Below are 14,378 nucleotides of genomic sequence, written 5' to 3'. Positions count from 1 at the left end.
CTAAACGTCAGCAACGGTCAACCCACGGGCAAACGCGCAATGGTTCCGTTCCAGCCACCGGCTATACTCCCTGACACTTTTTGGCACGACACATAATTTTCACGCGGACTGGCCGGGCTCAGGCCAAAGAACGGGGACATTCTTGAAACGTGGTTTCTATCTGGTCATGGCCGCGCAGGCCTTCTCGTCATTGGCGGACAATGCGCTGTTCATCGCAGCCATCGCCTTGATACAGGAGCTGCACGGCCCTGACTGGCTGGCGCCCATGATGAAATGGTCGTTCGCACTGGCCTACGTGGTGCTGGCGGCCTTTGTCGGCGCCCTGGCCGACTCCTTCCCCAAGGGCCGCGTGATGTTCTCCACCAACGCCCTGAAAGTCGCCGGCTGTCTGCTGATGTTCTCGTACGCCAGCATCGGCGTGGCTCCTGAATATCAAACCTATCTGGTGTGCGCGGCCTACGCGGTTGTCGGCATCGGCGCGGCCGCCTATTCGCCCGCCAAGTACGGCATCGTCACCGAAATGCTGCCCCCGCACATGCTTGTCAAGGGCAATAGCTGGATCGAAGGCCTGACGGTTTTCTCCATCATTCTGGGCACGGTGTTGGGCGGGCTGCTTATTTCGTCGTCCGTGTCCACCGCGCTGCTCAGCCATTCGTTCATCGGCAACCTGGTGCACACGCCCGCCGAAGCGGCCATTCTGGTGATCGCCTTCGTCTATCTGCTGGCGGCCCTGTGCAATCTGATGATTCCGCGCACCCACGTGCGCTATCCGCCGCAGCAAAAGAACCCGGTGCGCCTGATCCGCACGTTCTGGGGCTACGTTTGCGTGCTGTGGAAAGACAAGCTGGGCCAGATTTCCCTGGCCGTGACCACGCTGTTCTGGGGCGCGGGCGCCACGCTGCAACTGATCGTGATCGAATGGGGCCGCAGCCACCTGGGCTATCAGCTGGACAAGGCGTCGATGCTGATGGGTGTGGCGGCCTTGGGTACGGTCGTGGGGTCGATCCTGGCGGGCCGGATTCCGCTGCGCCGCGCCCTGGCCGTGCTGCCGGTGGGCGCCGCCATGGGGCTGGTCGTGCTGCTGATGCCGTTGGTGTACTCGCCGTGGAGCGTCTACCTGCTGCTGCTGCTCACGGGCGGCTTGGCGGGCTTCTTTGTCGTGCCCATGAACGCGCTGCTGCAACATCGCGGCCACGTGCTGCTGTCGGCGGGCCATTCGATTGCGGTCCAGAACTTCAACGAACAGTTGAACATCCTGCTCATGGTGGCGATGTACACGCTGCTGCTCTGGCTGCAACTGCCCATCAACATCATCATCGTGATCTTCGGCACGGTTGTCGCCGTGCTGATGGTGGTGTTCATGCGCTGGAGCAAGCGCAACCTGCAGGCCAACCCCGACCTGCACGACCAGATCGGCCAGGAAGGCCACGGCCGCGCGCTGGATTCCTCACACTAAGCGCTTGATCTGCCAATAAAAAACCGGGCTCAGGCCCGGTTTTTTATTGGCGGCTTTTTTGACGGCTTTTCAGACCATCCGCGAGGCCAGCTTCAGGTCTTGCCAGGCCCGCGCCTTCTCGGACGGGCTGCGCAGCAGATACGCCGGGTGATAGCTGACGATGACCGGGATTTCCACCCCTTCGTCGGTCTTCAGCGTATGCACGCGGCCGCGCAGGCTACCGATGGTAGCGTCCGTGCCCAGCAGCGTCTGCGCGGCGAACCGGCCCAGCACCAGGATGCGTTCGGGCTTGAGCAGCGCAATCTGGCGCATCAGGTACGGGCTGCACGAGGCGATTTCCTCGGGCTTGGGATTGCGGTTGCCCGGCGGTCGGCACTTGATGACGTTGGTGATGAAAACATCCGTATCGCGGCTCATGCCGACAGCGGCCAGCATCGCGTCCAGCAATTGACCGGAACGGCCCACGAACGGATGCCCCTGACGGTCTTCTTGCTCGCCAGGCGCTTCGCCCACGACCAGCCAACGGGTAGGGGTCGCCCCATGGCCAAACACCGCGTGGCGGCGGCCCTGGCACAGCCCACAGGCCGTGCAAGCCACCACCTGCTCACGCAGTTCGTCCAGCGTGGCGTTCTTGACCGCTTCGGCGACCGGAATACGCGGCGCTTCAACCGCTTCTTCTTCGGCCGTCTTGGGGACGGGGCGCGGCGGCGGGCCGGTGCGGTTCAGGATGGATGCGGGAATGCCGGGGCGGCCGTTGGCGCGCTCACCGCTGCGTTCAGCGGGGCGGGCGGCGGGTGGGGTTGCCTGGGACGCAATGGGTTCGGCAGCAAGGCCCTGGGCGGGCATGGCCTCCGTGCCAGGCGCTGCGGAAGCGGGCGCAGAGGCCGGACCAAAACCGGGAGCTGGCCCGGGAGCAGAACCAATCCCGGCAACCGGCAAAATCGGTTTGGAAACAAGCGCTTGCGGGTCAGCAGCCAGCCGCGGGGCCGCAGGCGCCGGGCGCAGCCACAGGCGTTCCATGCCGATCTCGCGCAGCCAGATGCGCTGCAGAGGATTGACGCGGGGCGCGGCGGCGGTCGGCAGGGTCATGCCGCCACCTCGGACACAGCGGCGAACCGCTTCTGCATCACCAACGCGTCTTCACGCGTGCCCTTCTCCGCCGGGTAATAGCCCCGGCGCACACCAATCTGCAAATAGCCGTGGCGCTTGTAGAAGGCGACGGCGGATGTATTCGACGGCCGCACCTCCAGCAGCACGCCTTCCAGGCCCCGCTCGCGCGCCTGCTGCTCGCACCAGTCAAGCAGCACGCCGCCCAGGCCCTGACGATGCAGGTCCTTGGCAACCGCAATCACCAGCAGATGCGCGACGTCTGGCGCGAACATCAGAATGCAGAACCCGGCAACCTTGCCTTCGCGGCGCAGCACCCAGGCCCCATAGCCGGTGGCCAGCGCATCCGCGAAATTGCCGCGTGTCCAGGGAAAGGCTTGCACATGGGCTTCCAGCGCCACGACCTCGTCCAGATCGGACTCGGTCAGCACCTGCGGAACCAGCGTCAAACCCGGCGCCAGCGAGGGCTGGGCCTTCGGATTGCCCCCTTCCCCACGCATGCGTTCAGCGGTGGTGAAGGCGACTTTATCCCGCACGTAGAGCGGCGCGGCCTGCTCAGGCGGCAGGGCTTCGCCTCGCAGCCAGCCTTGGCGCGCCAGGCGTGCCACGCTTGCGGCTTCGGGGCGCAGCGCATCCGCGGCGCGACGCCACAAATCGGGAAATTCCATCTCGGTAGCGTAGGCGTCCCAGGCGTCTCCCGCCAACACCGGCTGCAAGGGGCGGCCGGCTTGCCGCGACCAGTTCGCCAGGTGATGGGCGGTCCAGGGCACGACTTCTGCTGCGGCAATCAGCAAGGGCGGCTGCAAGACGTCCCAGCCGGGCTCGCCTTCAGTGGCGGCCGTTTGCCGATAAACGGCCAGATAGACCTCGTTCATGCGGGCATCCAGCGCCACGACAATTGCGTCATCGGGGCCGGCCTCGGCCACCTGTGCGGCCACCGCCTGATGCGACACCACGGGCAAAACGGGTATACCTAAGCCTAGCCCCATGCCTTGCGCAACGCCGCAAGCCACACGCAGGCCCGTAAAGCCGCCCGGCCCCTGGCCAAACGCCACGGCATGCAGGGCGGCGGGAGCCAATCCTGACTCCGCCAACAGCTCATTTGCCATCGGCAAGAGGCGTTCCGCATGCTCTTGAGACCCCTCGTGTTCGCGGGTACTGACCACCAGGCGGCCATCGACCGCCCGCAAAAGGGCCACCCCACAACGGGACGAAGACGTTTCCAAAGCCAGCAGGTTTAGTTCCATAGATGCAGATTGTACGAAATACCGCGACTTGTCCCCCGGTTGTAAGGGGGATTTCAACCATGGTTCGCAATGTGTAATATCTTGTGAACGCCCACTAGCCGCTGGTTCTTGTCACTGTTACATTTCCGGCCATGAATACGCAAAACACCACCCCCACCCGAAAAATCCTCGTCGTTGACGATGATCCGCGCTTGCGCGATTTGCTGCGCCGGTATTTGTCCGAGCAGGGATTCAACGTTTTCGTTGCCGAAGACGCCAAAGAGATGGGCAAACTCTGGCAACGCGAGCATTTTGATCTGCTTGTGCTGGATCTGATGCTGCCCGGCGAAGATGGCTTGTCCATCTGCCGCCGGTTGCGCGGTGGCCACGACAATACCCCCATCATCATGCTCACGGCCAAGGCGGAAGAAATCGACCGCATCGTGGGCCTGGAGATGGGCGCGGACGATTACCTGTCCAAACCCTTCAACCCCCGGGAACTGCTGGCACGGATCAACGCGATCCTGCGCCGCCGCGGCACCGAGGAACATCCCGGCGCTCCCAGCCAGGAAAACGAATCCATCGCCTTCGGCCCGTACGTGCTGAACTTGTCCACCCGCACGCTCACGCGCAACGGTGAACAAGTGCCGATCACGACCGGTGAATTCTCGGTGCTCAAGGTATTTGCGCGCCATCCGAAGATCCCCCTGTCCCGCGACAAGCTCATGGAGCTGGCGCGTGGCCGCGAATACGAAGCTTTCGATCGCAGCCTCGACGTTCAGATCTCGCGCCTGCGCAAATTGATCGAACCCAATCCGTCCAAGCCCGTGTTCATCCAGACCGTTTGGGGTCTCGGATACGTGTTTGTGCCGGACGGTGGTAGCTGATCGGCTCGCCCGCCCCGGGCAGGAGCGCAGCCTCGTGCCCCGCTTGCGCAGAACCTTCAGGAACTTGACTTCACGTTTGCGGCTCGGCTTGTTCGGCCGCACGTTCCTGTTGCTCGCCGCGCTGATGCTGGTGAGCCTGGGGGCGTGGCTACAAGTCTTCTTCAGCATGGAGCTGGGGCCGCGCGCCAATCAAATGGCGCAGCGGGTGATCACGGCCGTCAATATCACACGCACGGCGCTGATCTACTCGCATAACGGCGAACGCAGCAAGCTCCTGCTGGACCTGGCCACCAACGAAGGCATCCAGGTCTACCCGCGCGAAGTCACCGACTTCGCCGAAGCCCTCCCTGACGACGACTACTGGCAACGCGTTGCCCAGCACATCCGCACGCGCTTCGGCCCGGAAACGCAGATTGCCTGGGGCGTGAATCAGGTGCCTGGGTTCTGGGTCAGCTTCCAGATTGAAAAAGATCTGTATTGGCTGGTGTTCGAGCGTGAGCAGATCGGGTTGACGGGCGGGATCGAATGGCTGGGATGGGGCGCGACCGCGTTGCTGCTTTCCCTTGTCGGTGCGGCGGTCAGCGTGGGCTTCGTGAACCGGCCCTTGTCGCGGCTGGCGCGCGCGGCGCAAGTGCTGTCGCGCGGCGAAACGCCGGCGGCGCTGCCCGAACAAGGCCCGCTTGAAATCCGCGACCTGAACGCCTCCTTCAACCGGATGGCCAAAGACCTGCGGCAAGCCGAGGCCGACCGGGAACTGATGCTGGCGGGGATTTCACACGACTTGCGAACTCCGCTTGCGCGGATGCGGCTGGAAATCGAACTCAGCGGCGTGTCGGAAGACGCGCGCCAGGCCATCGACGAAGACCTTGGTCAGATCGACCACAGCATCGGGCAACTGATGGAATACGCGCGCCCGGCCGGCACCTTGCCGCAGCTGGCAACCGATATTTCCGCCGTCCTGGCCGAGCTCTATGAACGCGAACGCAGCCACACGGCGTCGCTGGGCGGCGAGCTCGACGCGTCTCTGGAACAAGGCCTGCGCGCGCGCATCACGGCGTTGGACTTGAAGCGCGTGGTCAGCAACCTGATCGAGAACGCCCGCCGTTATGGCCGTTCCAGCGATGGCATGGCGCATTTGGTCATGACACTGCAAGCTGAAGGCGCGATGATCGTGATCGAGGTTTCAGACCGCGGCCCCGGCATCGCCCCCGAAGACGTGGACCGGCTGCTGCGGCCCTTCTCGCGTGGCGAAGCAGCGCGTACTGGCGTCAGCGGCGCGGGCCTGGGTCTGGCCATTGTGGAACGCCTGCTCAAGCACGTGGGCGGCGCGCTGCGGATGCTGCCTCGTGAAGGCGGCGGACTGACTGCGCGGATAGAGTTGCCCAAAGCCAAGTTTAGGAATTATCAATTAGACAACGATAATCCATAGCGTAGAATTTATGGTTTAAGGCACTGCCTTATCTCCACCAACAACTACTGGGAGTAAACATGAAAACTGTTGGCGACAAACTCGAGCCTTTCAAGGTCACCGGCGTCAAGCCCGGCTTCAACCAGCACGAAGAAAATGGCGTGTCGGCGTTTGAAGACATCACCGAAAGCTCGTTCCCCGGCAAGTGGAAGGTGATCTACTTCTACCCGAAAGACTTCACGTTTGTGTGCCCGACCGAAATCGTCGGCTTCAACAAGCTGGCCAAGGATTTCGAAGACCGCGACGCCGTCCTGCTGGGCGGTTCCACCGACAACGAATTCGTCAAGCTGGCATGGCGCCGTGAGCACCCGGACCTGAACAAGCTGGGTCACTACCAATTCGGCGACACCACCGGTGCCCTGATCGACCAACTGGGCGTCCGTGAAAAGGGTGCTGGCGTTGCTCTGCGCGCCACGTTCATCGTTGATCCGGACAACACGATCCAGCACGTTTCGGTGAACAACCTGAACGTCGGCCGTAACCCGGAAGAAGTTCTGCGTCTGCTCGACGGTCTGCAAACCGATGAGCTGTGCCCGTGCAACCGTACGGTTGGCGGCGCTACGCTGTAATTTCCAGCCCGGCCAAGGGTCTGCTTGCAGGCCCGGCGCTGGGCTTTAATTGCTCTAGATTATAGGTAAAAACTATGGAATTTCTTACGACCATTAAGGAACAGCTGCCGGATTGGGCCAAGGACATCCGCCTGAATCTGGACGCCGTCATTGCCCGTTCGACGCTTGCGCCTGAAGACGCCCTCGGCGCCGCCCTGTCCGCCGCTTACGCCGCGCGCAGCCCGGTGCTGGTTGAAGCCTTCAAGAGCGGCCTGTCGGAAGGCGACGCGAATGCCGCGCTGACCGCCTCGGCGCTGATGGGCATGAACAACACCTGGTATCCCTACGTCGAAATGACGGGCGACGCCAACCTGAAAAGCCTGCCGGCCCAGCTGCGCATGAACGCCTACGCCACCCATGGCGGCGTGGAAAAGAAGCGCTTCGAGCTGTTTGCGCTGGTGGCGTCCATCATCGGCAAGTGCCATTTCTGCGTGGCCTCGCACTATGAAAACCTGAAGAACGACGGCCTGTCGACCGAACAGCTGCGCGACGCCGGCCGTATCGCCGCCGTGGTCAACGCCGCTGCGCTGGCCCTGGCTGCCCAAGGCAAGTAAGCCACGCAAGAAGCTGCCAGCCAAAAAAAACCCGCCTGTGAAAACAGGCGGGCTTTTTGTTTGGAAAAAGCGCGTGAACCCGCCTCAGCAAAACCGCTTGGCCCCCGCTTAGTTCTTCTTCGCCATATCCGAGGTGGTCGGCAGGCCGTTCGAGACCCAGGCCTGAACACCGCCGCGATACCAGTACGCGGACCAGCCGAGCGAACCGGCGCGCAATGCCGCGTTGTAGGACGAACGGTCGTTCATGCCCGCGCCCACAAACACCACTGACGCACCGCGATTGTTGTTTGCTTTTTTCAGCAGCCAGGAATCCAGCGCGCTTTGCAGTTGGTCCGTGACGCTGCCATCCGAGCCCGCATCCGGCAGCGGATAGGAAATAGGCAGCGTGTCGGCCAGCCCGCTGGTGTCGACGATCAGCAGATTCTTGTCGTTCTTGATCATGCCGACCAGGTCGCCCGTGGTAACCAGCTTGGCGCGGAAAATCTGATTCGGCGTCGGGCCTTTATACGGCGCGGCGAACAGCAGCGATGTCGGCGGCACGCCCATGTCTGCCAGCTCATCAATGGGGCTGGGCGGCATGCCCTGACCCGGCGACGACTGCCGGGGCTGCTGCTGGGGTTGCTGCTGCGGCGCGCGCCCGCCATCTTTAGCGGCCACTTCACCGCCCACCGTGCCCATTTCGATGTCGGAGATCATCACCGCAATGTTTTCGATCAGCTCATAGCACATGGTGATCGAGCCTTCGCGCGGGTTGTACCAGGCGTTGAGCTTGCCGCAATCTTTGAACACCACGTTCACCGGCCGGGGCAACACATAGGTCTGCCCAAGCAGCTTGATGTTGTTGGTGATGGCTTCGGAAAGATTGTTCGCAAACAGATTGCCGATCTTGCGCGACGACCGTTCGAACGTGACGTTGACCGGCGCACCGGGCGCATTGGCCGGCTGCTGCCCATCAGGCGACCACGTGCCGACACGGGTGTGCGGCGCCAGGATTCGGCGCCACGCACGGTTCTGCTTGTTGAATTCATCAGCGCAACGCGCCTTGGTCCGATCTTCAAGCCCCACGTGCTTGGCCACCGATTCGAACACCGACGGGTTGCCGCCGTACATGATGCACAGCATGTTGCGAAAGCGCTTCAAGTCGCCCGTGTGCTCGTCCTGCCAGGCCGATGTTTCCGACGCGCCCCGGCTTTCCGCCAGCTTGCCGCTGTAATACCACTGCAAGGCGGCGTAGGTTGCGGCGTCGCGCGCCATGGTGTTTACGTCTTTGTCGTTCGACGGGTACATCGTTGGCTCAACGATTTGCAGCGCCGCGTAGATATCGACCGCGTCTTCTTCGGCGCCGGTCGACGGCAGTTCCAGTTCGCCGATCAGCGCATGGCCGAATTCGTGCATGAAAATGCTGCGCATGATGCCGATGTACACGGACACGATACGCAGCGTATCGCCGCCAAACCGGGGGTACGGACCCGCACCGGGCAAGCCCGAGTTGTCGGATTGGGCGGGCGCGGGCGCCTGCTTGGTCTGCGGCGCGCCGGCGCCGCCGCCACTGCCGCCACGCGGCGGCAAGCCGGCAGATTGAGGCGCCGTAGCGCCACTACGCGGGGGCAAGCCGCTGCCTTGCTGCGCGGGCGCGCCCTGCCGGGGCGCCAGGTCGGTATTGATCGAAAAATCCGCAATGCCGAACGTGCCGATGTCATAGGCCATGATGCCGATGTCGCCGCCCACCGCCGACGAATCCGTGACGTCGCCAATGATCTTGCCGTTCACGATGAAGCGGGCCGCGCCCGGCAGCTCGACCACCTTGATGCGGTCCGAGCCATCCAGCTTCGCCAGATTGGGAACCGTTGCGATATCGCGACGGTTCTGGCCTTCAAGGCAGAACAGAATCGTGCTCTTGTCCGCCGTAATCTCGATCAGGCACAGGCTTTTCTTCGCGCGATTATTCAGCGCCACGCCAATCGACGCCTTCGGATTCTGCGAATTGACGACCACATTCACATCGGTCACGCGGCCCTGTTCAGGTGCGGGCCCAACGGAAAGATAAAGCGTTTGTTCGCTGCCGGCCGTGGCCGGGTTGCGCAACGTGAACCAGCCATCCTGCACGGCGGCGGTCCAGCCTTGCAGCATCTGCTGTCTGACGGCGCCTGCCAGGGGTCCCAGCTGTTGTTCAAACTCAGCGTGCGCGGGCGAGGCCGCAGCAACGAGGACCGAAAACAGGGCGACGCCACGTAAACGCATCTGAATTTCTCTATGTAGGCAGATTGAGGTGCGCAGAATATTCCAGATCAATCCGACCCGCTTATTTATTTGTTAAAGATGTATAGCAAAGTAAATGCAATGGAATTTCATTGCATTACGGTCGGAACGCGTTAAGCGGTAGAGGTTTATACGCGGGCCAATAGCGCAACGACCGTGGCCGCGATGCCTTCCTTGCGGCCCAGATACCCCAAGCCTTCGTTGGTCTTGGCCTTGATGTTGATCTCGGTCTCTGCCAAACCGAGGTCAGCGGCGATATTCGCCACCATGGCCGGCGCGTGCGGGCCGATCTTGGGCGCTTGGGCGTGAATCGTGGCGTCGATGTTCACCGGCGTCCACCCTGCGCGGCGCACGCGCGCCATGGCTTCGCGCAGCAGCTCGCGGCTGTCTGCCCCCTTGAAGGCCGGGTCCGTATCGGGAAAGTGGCGGCCGATATCGCCCAGGCCAGCCGCGCCCAGCAGCGCGTCGGTCACGGCGTGCAGCAGCACGTCCGCATCTGAATGCCCCAGCAAACCATGCGTGTGGGCAATCGTGACCCCGCCGATGATCAGCGGGCGGCCTTCGACCAAGGCGTGTACGTCAAAGCCCTGCCCGACGCGAAAAGGAATGCTCATAACCATTTTTCCATCAGTTCGAAATCATCCGGCCACGTCACCTTGAAATTGCGCAAGGCGCCGGGAACCAGCAATGGCGCATATCCGGCCGCTTCCAGGGCCGAGGCCTCGTCGGTGACGGTCACGCCATTTACGGAGGCCGCCGCCAGCGCATCGCGCAGCACGCCGGCCCGAAACATCTGCGGCGTTTGCGCCAGCCATAAGCCATTGCGGTCCAGCGTGCGCTCGACCCGGTCGTGGCCGCCCTTGACCGTGTCCGCCACGGGCAGCGCCAGCAGACCGCCCACCGGGTCCGCCAGGCAGGCGTCGATCAGGCGGCGCAGCGCGGCCGCGGGCAAACCGGGGCGCGCCGCATCATGGACCAGCACCCAAACGTCATCAGCCACACCGCTGTCGGCCAACGCGCCTTCGACGGTATCCGCGCGAGTCGCCCCACCGCAGGCCCGCCACACCGTGCGCGGCAGGCCGGCCAGCGCCGCGTCCACCCAGCCATCGCCCGGCGTCACGGCCACGCGCACCTGGGAAACACGGTCATCGGCCAGCAGCGCCTGCACCGCGTGGCGCAACATGGGCTGTCCGGCCAATGGACGATATTGTTTAGGCACGGGCTCCGCACCGGGGTGGCTGGCGCGGGCGCCGACGCCCGCAGCGGGAACGATTGCAATGATTGAGTCAGACATGGTGCGGTGATTTTATAATCTTCCGCTTGATGCCTGCTTCCACCCTGATGCCCGCCCCCACTTCTCCTATCACCGCCGCGCCGCCGGTCCCTGCGACCGCCCCGACTTTGTCCGCGCTGAAACCCGGCGCGCGCTATGCGCAACCCCGTCCGCCGGGTTCGGGAGACGCCTGGCTGCTGGCGGATCTGGCCAGGCAGGCGTCCGCGCCGCTGGTCATCCTGACGGCCGAGCCGCTCGAGGCCCAGCGCCTGGCAGAAGAAATTCAGCTATTCGCCCCGGACCTGCGCGTGCGCCAGCTGCCTGACTGGGAAACGCTGCCTTACGACGCGTTCTCGCCGCATCAGGACTTGATCTCCGAGCGTCTGAACACGCTGCATTCGCTGATGATGAAAACGGTGGACGTGCTGACGGTGCCGATCACCACCGCGCTCTATCGTCTGGCGCCGCCCTCGTTCCTGGCGGCCTACACGTTTTCGTTCAAGCAGAAAGACAAGCTGAACGAAGCCGCCCTGCGCGCGCAACTGACGCTGGCCAACTACAACCACGTCACGCAAGTGACCGCGCCCGGCGAATTCTGCCTGCGTGGCGGGCTGATCGATCTGTTCCCGATGGGTTCGGTGGTGCCTTACCGGCTGGACCTGTTCGACGACGAAATCGAAACCATCCGCAGCTTTGACGTGGACACGCAGCGCAGCCTGTATCCGGTGCGCGAAGTCCAGTTGCTGCCGGGCCGCGAATTCCCGATGGACGAGGATTCGCGCACGCGCTTTCGCGCGCGTTTCCGGGAAGTCTTCGAAGGCGACCCTTCGCGCGCCCTGCCCTATAAAGACATCGGCAACGGCATCCCCTTTGCCGGCGTCGAGTACTACCTGCCGCTCTTCTTCGAAGAAACGGCAACCTTGTTTGACTACCTGACCGCAGGCACGGTCACCGTCACGGTTGGCGACATCGACGACGCCATCCAGCGCTTCAATCAAGACACCTCCAGCCGCTATAGCTTCCTGAAGAGCGACCGCGAACGCCCGGTGCTGCCGCCGTCCGCCCTGTTCCTGGACAGCGAAACGCTGTACACGCGGCTGAAGGAATTTCGCCGCCTGTCGTTGTCTGCAGGCGAGCCGCATCCGGATTTCCGCCCCGTGCCGGACGTCAGCGTCGCGCGCCGTTCCGACGACCCCATCGCCAAGCTGCGCGCGCTGGTGCAAACGCGCCAGACTCGCGTGCTGCTGTGCGCGGACTCCGCCGGCCGCCGTGAAACGCTGGTGCAGATGCTGAATGAATTTGGCGTCACGCCGGATGCGCAGCCGGACACCATCGAAGCGTTCCTCGCGTCGGACGCCAACTTCGGCATCGTCGCCGCGCCGCTGACCACCGGCTTCGGGCTGCCCCAGGCCAACCTGGCCTTCCTGACCGAAAACGACTTGTACCCGGGCCTTGCCACCACCGGCCGGCGCGGCAAGCGCGACCAGGAACGCGCAAGCAACGTCGAAGCCATGGTGCGCGACCTGTCCGAACTGCGCGCGGGCGACCCGGTCGTTCATGCGCAGCACGGCATCGGCCGCTATCACGGCCTGGTCAACATGGACATGGGCGAAGGCGAGATGGAATTCCTTCATCTTGAATACGCCAACGGCAGCACGCTGTATGTGCCGGTGTCGCAGCTGCACGTGATCGCCCGCTACAGCGGCGCCGATCCGGAAGCCGCGCCGCTGCACCAGCTGGGTTCCGGCCAATGGGACAAGGCGCGCCGCAAGGCCGCCAAACAGGTGCGCGACACCGCCGCCGAACTGCTTGCCCTGTATGCGCAACGCGCCGCGCGCGAAGGTTTCGCCTTCAATCTGCCGCTGAACGACTACCAGGCGTTTGCCGAAGGCTTCGGCTTTGAGGAAACGGCTGACCAGGCCGCCGCCATCGAAGCCGTCATTGCCGACATGACGTCGGGCCGTCCCATGGACCGCCTGGTCTGCGGCGACGTGGGCTTTGGCAAGACCGAAGTCGCGCTGCGCGCCGCCTTCCTGGCGGTGGCCAATGGCAAACAAGTCGCCCTGCTCTGCCCCACGACGCTGCTGGCCGAACAACACGCCCAGACTTTCTCCGACCGCTTCGCCGACTGGCCCGTGCGCGTCGTGGAGCTGTCGCGTTTCCGCTCGGCCAAGGAAGTGGCGGCCGCCATCGAAGGCATCAATGATGGCCGCGTGGACATCGTCATCGGCACGCACAAGATCCTGTCCAAAGACGTGAAATTCAAACGTCTGGGACTGGTCATCATCGACGAAGAACACCGCTTTGGCGTGCGCCAGAAGGAAGCGCTGAAATCGCTGCGCGCCGAGGTCGACGTGCTGACGCTGACCGCCACGCCTATTCCGCGCACGCTGGGCATGTCGCTGGAAGGCATCCGCGACTTCTCTGTCATCGCCACCGCGCCGCAGAAGCGCCTGGCCATCAAAACCTTCGTGCGCCGCGAAGACGGCAGCACGCTGCGCGAAGCCCTGCTGCGCGAACTCAAACGCGGCGGGCAGTGCTACTTCCTGCACAACGAAGTCGAAACCATTCACAACCGGCGCGCGCGGCTGGAAGAGCTGGTGCCCGAGGCCCGCATCGCGGTCGCCCACGGCCAGATGCCCGAACGCGAGCTGGAACAGGTGATGAAGGGCTTTTATCAGCAGCGCTATAACGTGCTGCTTTGCACCACCATCATCGAGACGGGCATTGACGTGCCCAGCGCCAACACCATCGTGATCCACCGCGCCGACCGCTTCGGGCTGGCGCAGCTGCACCAACTGCGCGGCCGCGTCGGGCGTTCGCACCACCAGGCCTACGCTTATCTGCTGACGCCGGGCGAAGACGCCATCACCACCAACGCGAAGAAGCGCCTGGAAGCCATTCAGGCCATGGAAGAATTGGGTTCCGGTTTCTACCTGGCCATGCATGATCTGGAAATCCGCGGCACCGGCGAAGTGCTGGGCGATTCGCAGTCGGGCAACATCCAGGAAGTGGGCTTCTCGATGTACAACGAGATGCTCAACGAAGCGGTGCGCGCGCTGCGCGCCGGCGAAGAACCGGACCTGGACGCGCCCTTCAACCTGGCCTGCGAAGTCAATCTGCACGCGCCCGCGCTGCTGCCGTCGGACTATTGCGCCGACGTGCACGCGCGCCTGGGCATCTACAAGCGCCTGGCGCATGCGGCGGACGAAGACGATCTGATCCACATCCAGGAAGAACTGATCGACCGCTTCGGCAAGCTGCCGGAAGCGGCGCAGACGCTGCTGACCACGCACCGCCTGCGCCTGGCCGCCCAACCGCTGGGCATCGTGAAAATCGACGCCAGCGAAACGCAGGCGCTGCTTCAGTTTGGGCCGAAGACCTCGGTGGACCCCGCCAAGATCATCGAACTCGTGCAGCGCCAGCGCAACATCAAACTGGCCGGACAGGATAAATTGCGGGTTGAGATCAAGGCAGCGCAAATTCCCGCCCGCGCTGACGCCGTGCGCGCCGTGCTGCGCGCCCTGAAGTAATCCAAAA

The 14,378-nt window shown here is 63.7% G+C and carries 11 protein-coding genes; 6 read left to right on the top strand and 5 right to left on the bottom strand.

What is annotated here, in order from left to right:
- Nucleotides 1-142: 142 nt before the first annotated feature.
- Nucleotides 143-1,456: a lysophospholipid transporter LplT gene (gene lplT, locus ACFZAI_RS09615; protein WP_391566694.1), complete on the top strand. Its 1,314-nt coding sequence runs from the start codon at nt 143-145 to the stop codon at nt 1,454-1,456.
- Nucleotides 1,457-1,525: 69 nt separating this feature from the next.
- Here lplT and ACFZAI_RS09610 read toward each other — a convergent pair whose 3' ends face one another.
- A complete protein-coding gene (locus ACFZAI_RS09610; protein WP_391566693.1) occupies nt 1,526-2,545 on the bottom strand; it encodes a uracil-DNA glycosylase in 1,020 nt (339 codons plus the stop codon).
- Nucleotides 2,542-3,810, bottom strand: a complete 1,269-nt coding sequence (gene tsaB / locus ACFZAI_RS09605) for a tRNA (adenosine(37)-N6)-threonylcarbamoyltransferase complex dimerization subunit type 1 TsaB (RefSeq protein WP_391566692.1) — start codon at nt 3,808-3,810, stop codon at nt 2,542-2,544. The genes ACFZAI_RS09610 and tsaB overlap by 4 nt, the downstream gene beginning before the upstream one ends.
- Before the next feature lie 131 nt (nt 3,811-3,941).
- Here tsaB and ompR point away from each other — a divergent pair, with 131 nt between their 5' ends.
- The 4 genes from ompR (at nt 3,942) to ACFZAI_RS09585 (ending at nt 7,306) form a co-directional block, all read left to right on the top strand.
- Nucleotides 3,942-4,676 (top strand): two-component system response regulator OmpR, encoded by a 735-nt coding sequence (ompR, locus tag ACFZAI_RS09600; protein ID WP_003813882.1) that lies wholly within the window; start codon nt 3,942-3,944, stop codon nt 4,674-4,676.
- A gap of 34 nt (nt 4,677-4,710) precedes the next feature.
- Entirely contained in the window at nt 4,711-6,105 is a 1,395-nt protein-coding gene (locus ACFZAI_RS09595) for an ATP-binding protein (protein WP_391566691.1), read from the top strand.
- Between the two features lie 59 nt (nt 6,106-6,164).
- A complete protein-coding gene (locus ACFZAI_RS09590) occupies nt 6,165-6,713 on the top strand; it encodes a peroxiredoxin (protein WP_006217982.1) in 549 nt (182 codons plus the stop codon).
- A 74-nt stretch (nt 6,714-6,787) separates the two neighbouring features.
- Complete coding sequence (locus ACFZAI_RS09585; RefSeq protein WP_391566690.1) at nt 6,788-7,306, top strand: carboxymuconolactone decarboxylase family protein; 519 nt, start codon at nt 6,788-6,790, stop codon at nt 7,304-7,306.
- A gap of 108 nt (nt 7,307-7,414) precedes the next feature.
- On the opposite strand, the gene ACFZAI_RS09580 is transcribed toward ACFZAI_RS09585, so the two are convergent.
- The 3 genes from ACFZAI_RS09580 to ispD all read right to left on the bottom strand — a co-directional run bounded on the left by ACFZAI_RS09580 (nt 7,415) and on the right by ispD (nt 10,859).
- Nucleotides 7,415-9,547 (bottom strand): DUF4344 domain-containing metallopeptidase, encoded by a 2,133-nt coding sequence (locus tag ACFZAI_RS09580; RefSeq protein WP_391566689.1) that lies wholly within the window; start codon nt 9,545-9,547, stop codon nt 7,415-7,417.
- 146 nt (nt 9,548-9,693) lie between these two features.
- Entirely contained in the window at nt 9,694-10,179 is a 486-nt protein-coding gene (gene ispF, locus ACFZAI_RS09575; protein WP_391566688.1) for a 2-C-methyl-D-erythritol 2,4-cyclodiphosphate synthase, read from the bottom strand.
- Nucleotides 10,176-10,859, bottom strand: a complete 684-nt coding sequence (gene ispD, locus ACFZAI_RS09570) for a 2-C-methyl-D-erythritol 4-phosphate cytidylyltransferase (protein ID WP_391566687.1) — start codon at nt 10,857-10,859, stop codon at nt 10,176-10,178. Before ispD ends, ispF begins: the two co-directional genes overlap by 4 nt.
- A gap of 29 nt (nt 10,860-10,888) precedes the next feature.
- Here ispD and mfd point away from each other — a divergent pair, with 29 nt between their 5' ends.
- Entirely contained in the window at nt 10,889-14,371 is a 3,483-nt protein-coding gene (gene mfd, locus ACFZAI_RS09565; RefSeq protein ID WP_391566686.1) for a transcription-repair coupling factor, read from the top strand.
- Nucleotides 14,372-14,378 lie beyond the last annotated feature (7 nt).

It is taken from the genome of Achromobacter sp. NPDC008082 (genome assembly GCF_042957345.1).
GTDB lineage: Bacteria > Pseudomonadota > Gammaproteobacteria > Burkholderiales > Burkholderiaceae_B > Achromobacter > Achromobacter kerstersii_A.
This window is presented reverse-complemented; position numbering and strand designations above follow the sequence as displayed.

What these genes read in the sequence shown, in the direction of transcription:
- ACFZAI_RS09610 (WP_391566693.1), bottom strand. Translation starts at nt 2,545, where the DNA reads ATGACCCTGCCGACCGCCGCCGCGCCCCGCGTCAATCCTCTGCAGCGC.
- tsaB (WP_391566692.1), bottom strand. Translation starts at nt 3,810, where the DNA reads ATGGAACTAAACCTGCTGGCTTTGGAAACGTCTTCGTCCCGTTGTGGG.
- ompR (WP_003813882.1), top strand. Translation starts at nt 3,942, where the DNA reads ATGAATACGCAAAACACCACCCCCACCCGAAAAATCCTCGTCGTTGAC.
- ACFZAI_RS09590 (WP_006217982.1), top strand. Translation starts at nt 6,165, where the DNA reads ATGAAAACTGTTGGCGACAAACTCGAGCCTTTCAAGGTCACCGGCGTC.
- ACFZAI_RS09585 (WP_391566690.1), top strand. Translation starts at nt 6,788, where the DNA reads ATGGAATTTCTTACGACCATTAAGGAACAGCTGCCGGATTGGGCCAAG.
- ACFZAI_RS09580 (WP_391566689.1), bottom strand. Translation starts at nt 9,547, where the DNA reads ATGCGTTTACGTGGCGTCGCCCTGTTTTCGGTCCTCGTTGCTGCGGCC.
- ispF (WP_391566688.1), bottom strand. Translation starts at nt 10,179, where the DNA reads ATGAGCATTCCTTTTCGCGTCGGGCAGGGCTTTGACGTACACGCCTTG.
- ispD (WP_391566687.1), bottom strand. Translation starts at nt 10,859, where the DNA reads ATGTCTGACTCAATCATTGCAATCGTTCCCGCTGCGGGCGTCGGCGCC.
- mfd (WP_391566686.1), top strand. Translation starts at nt 10,889, where the DNA reads ATGCCTGCTTCCACCCTGATGCCCGCCCCCACTTCTCCTATCACCGCC.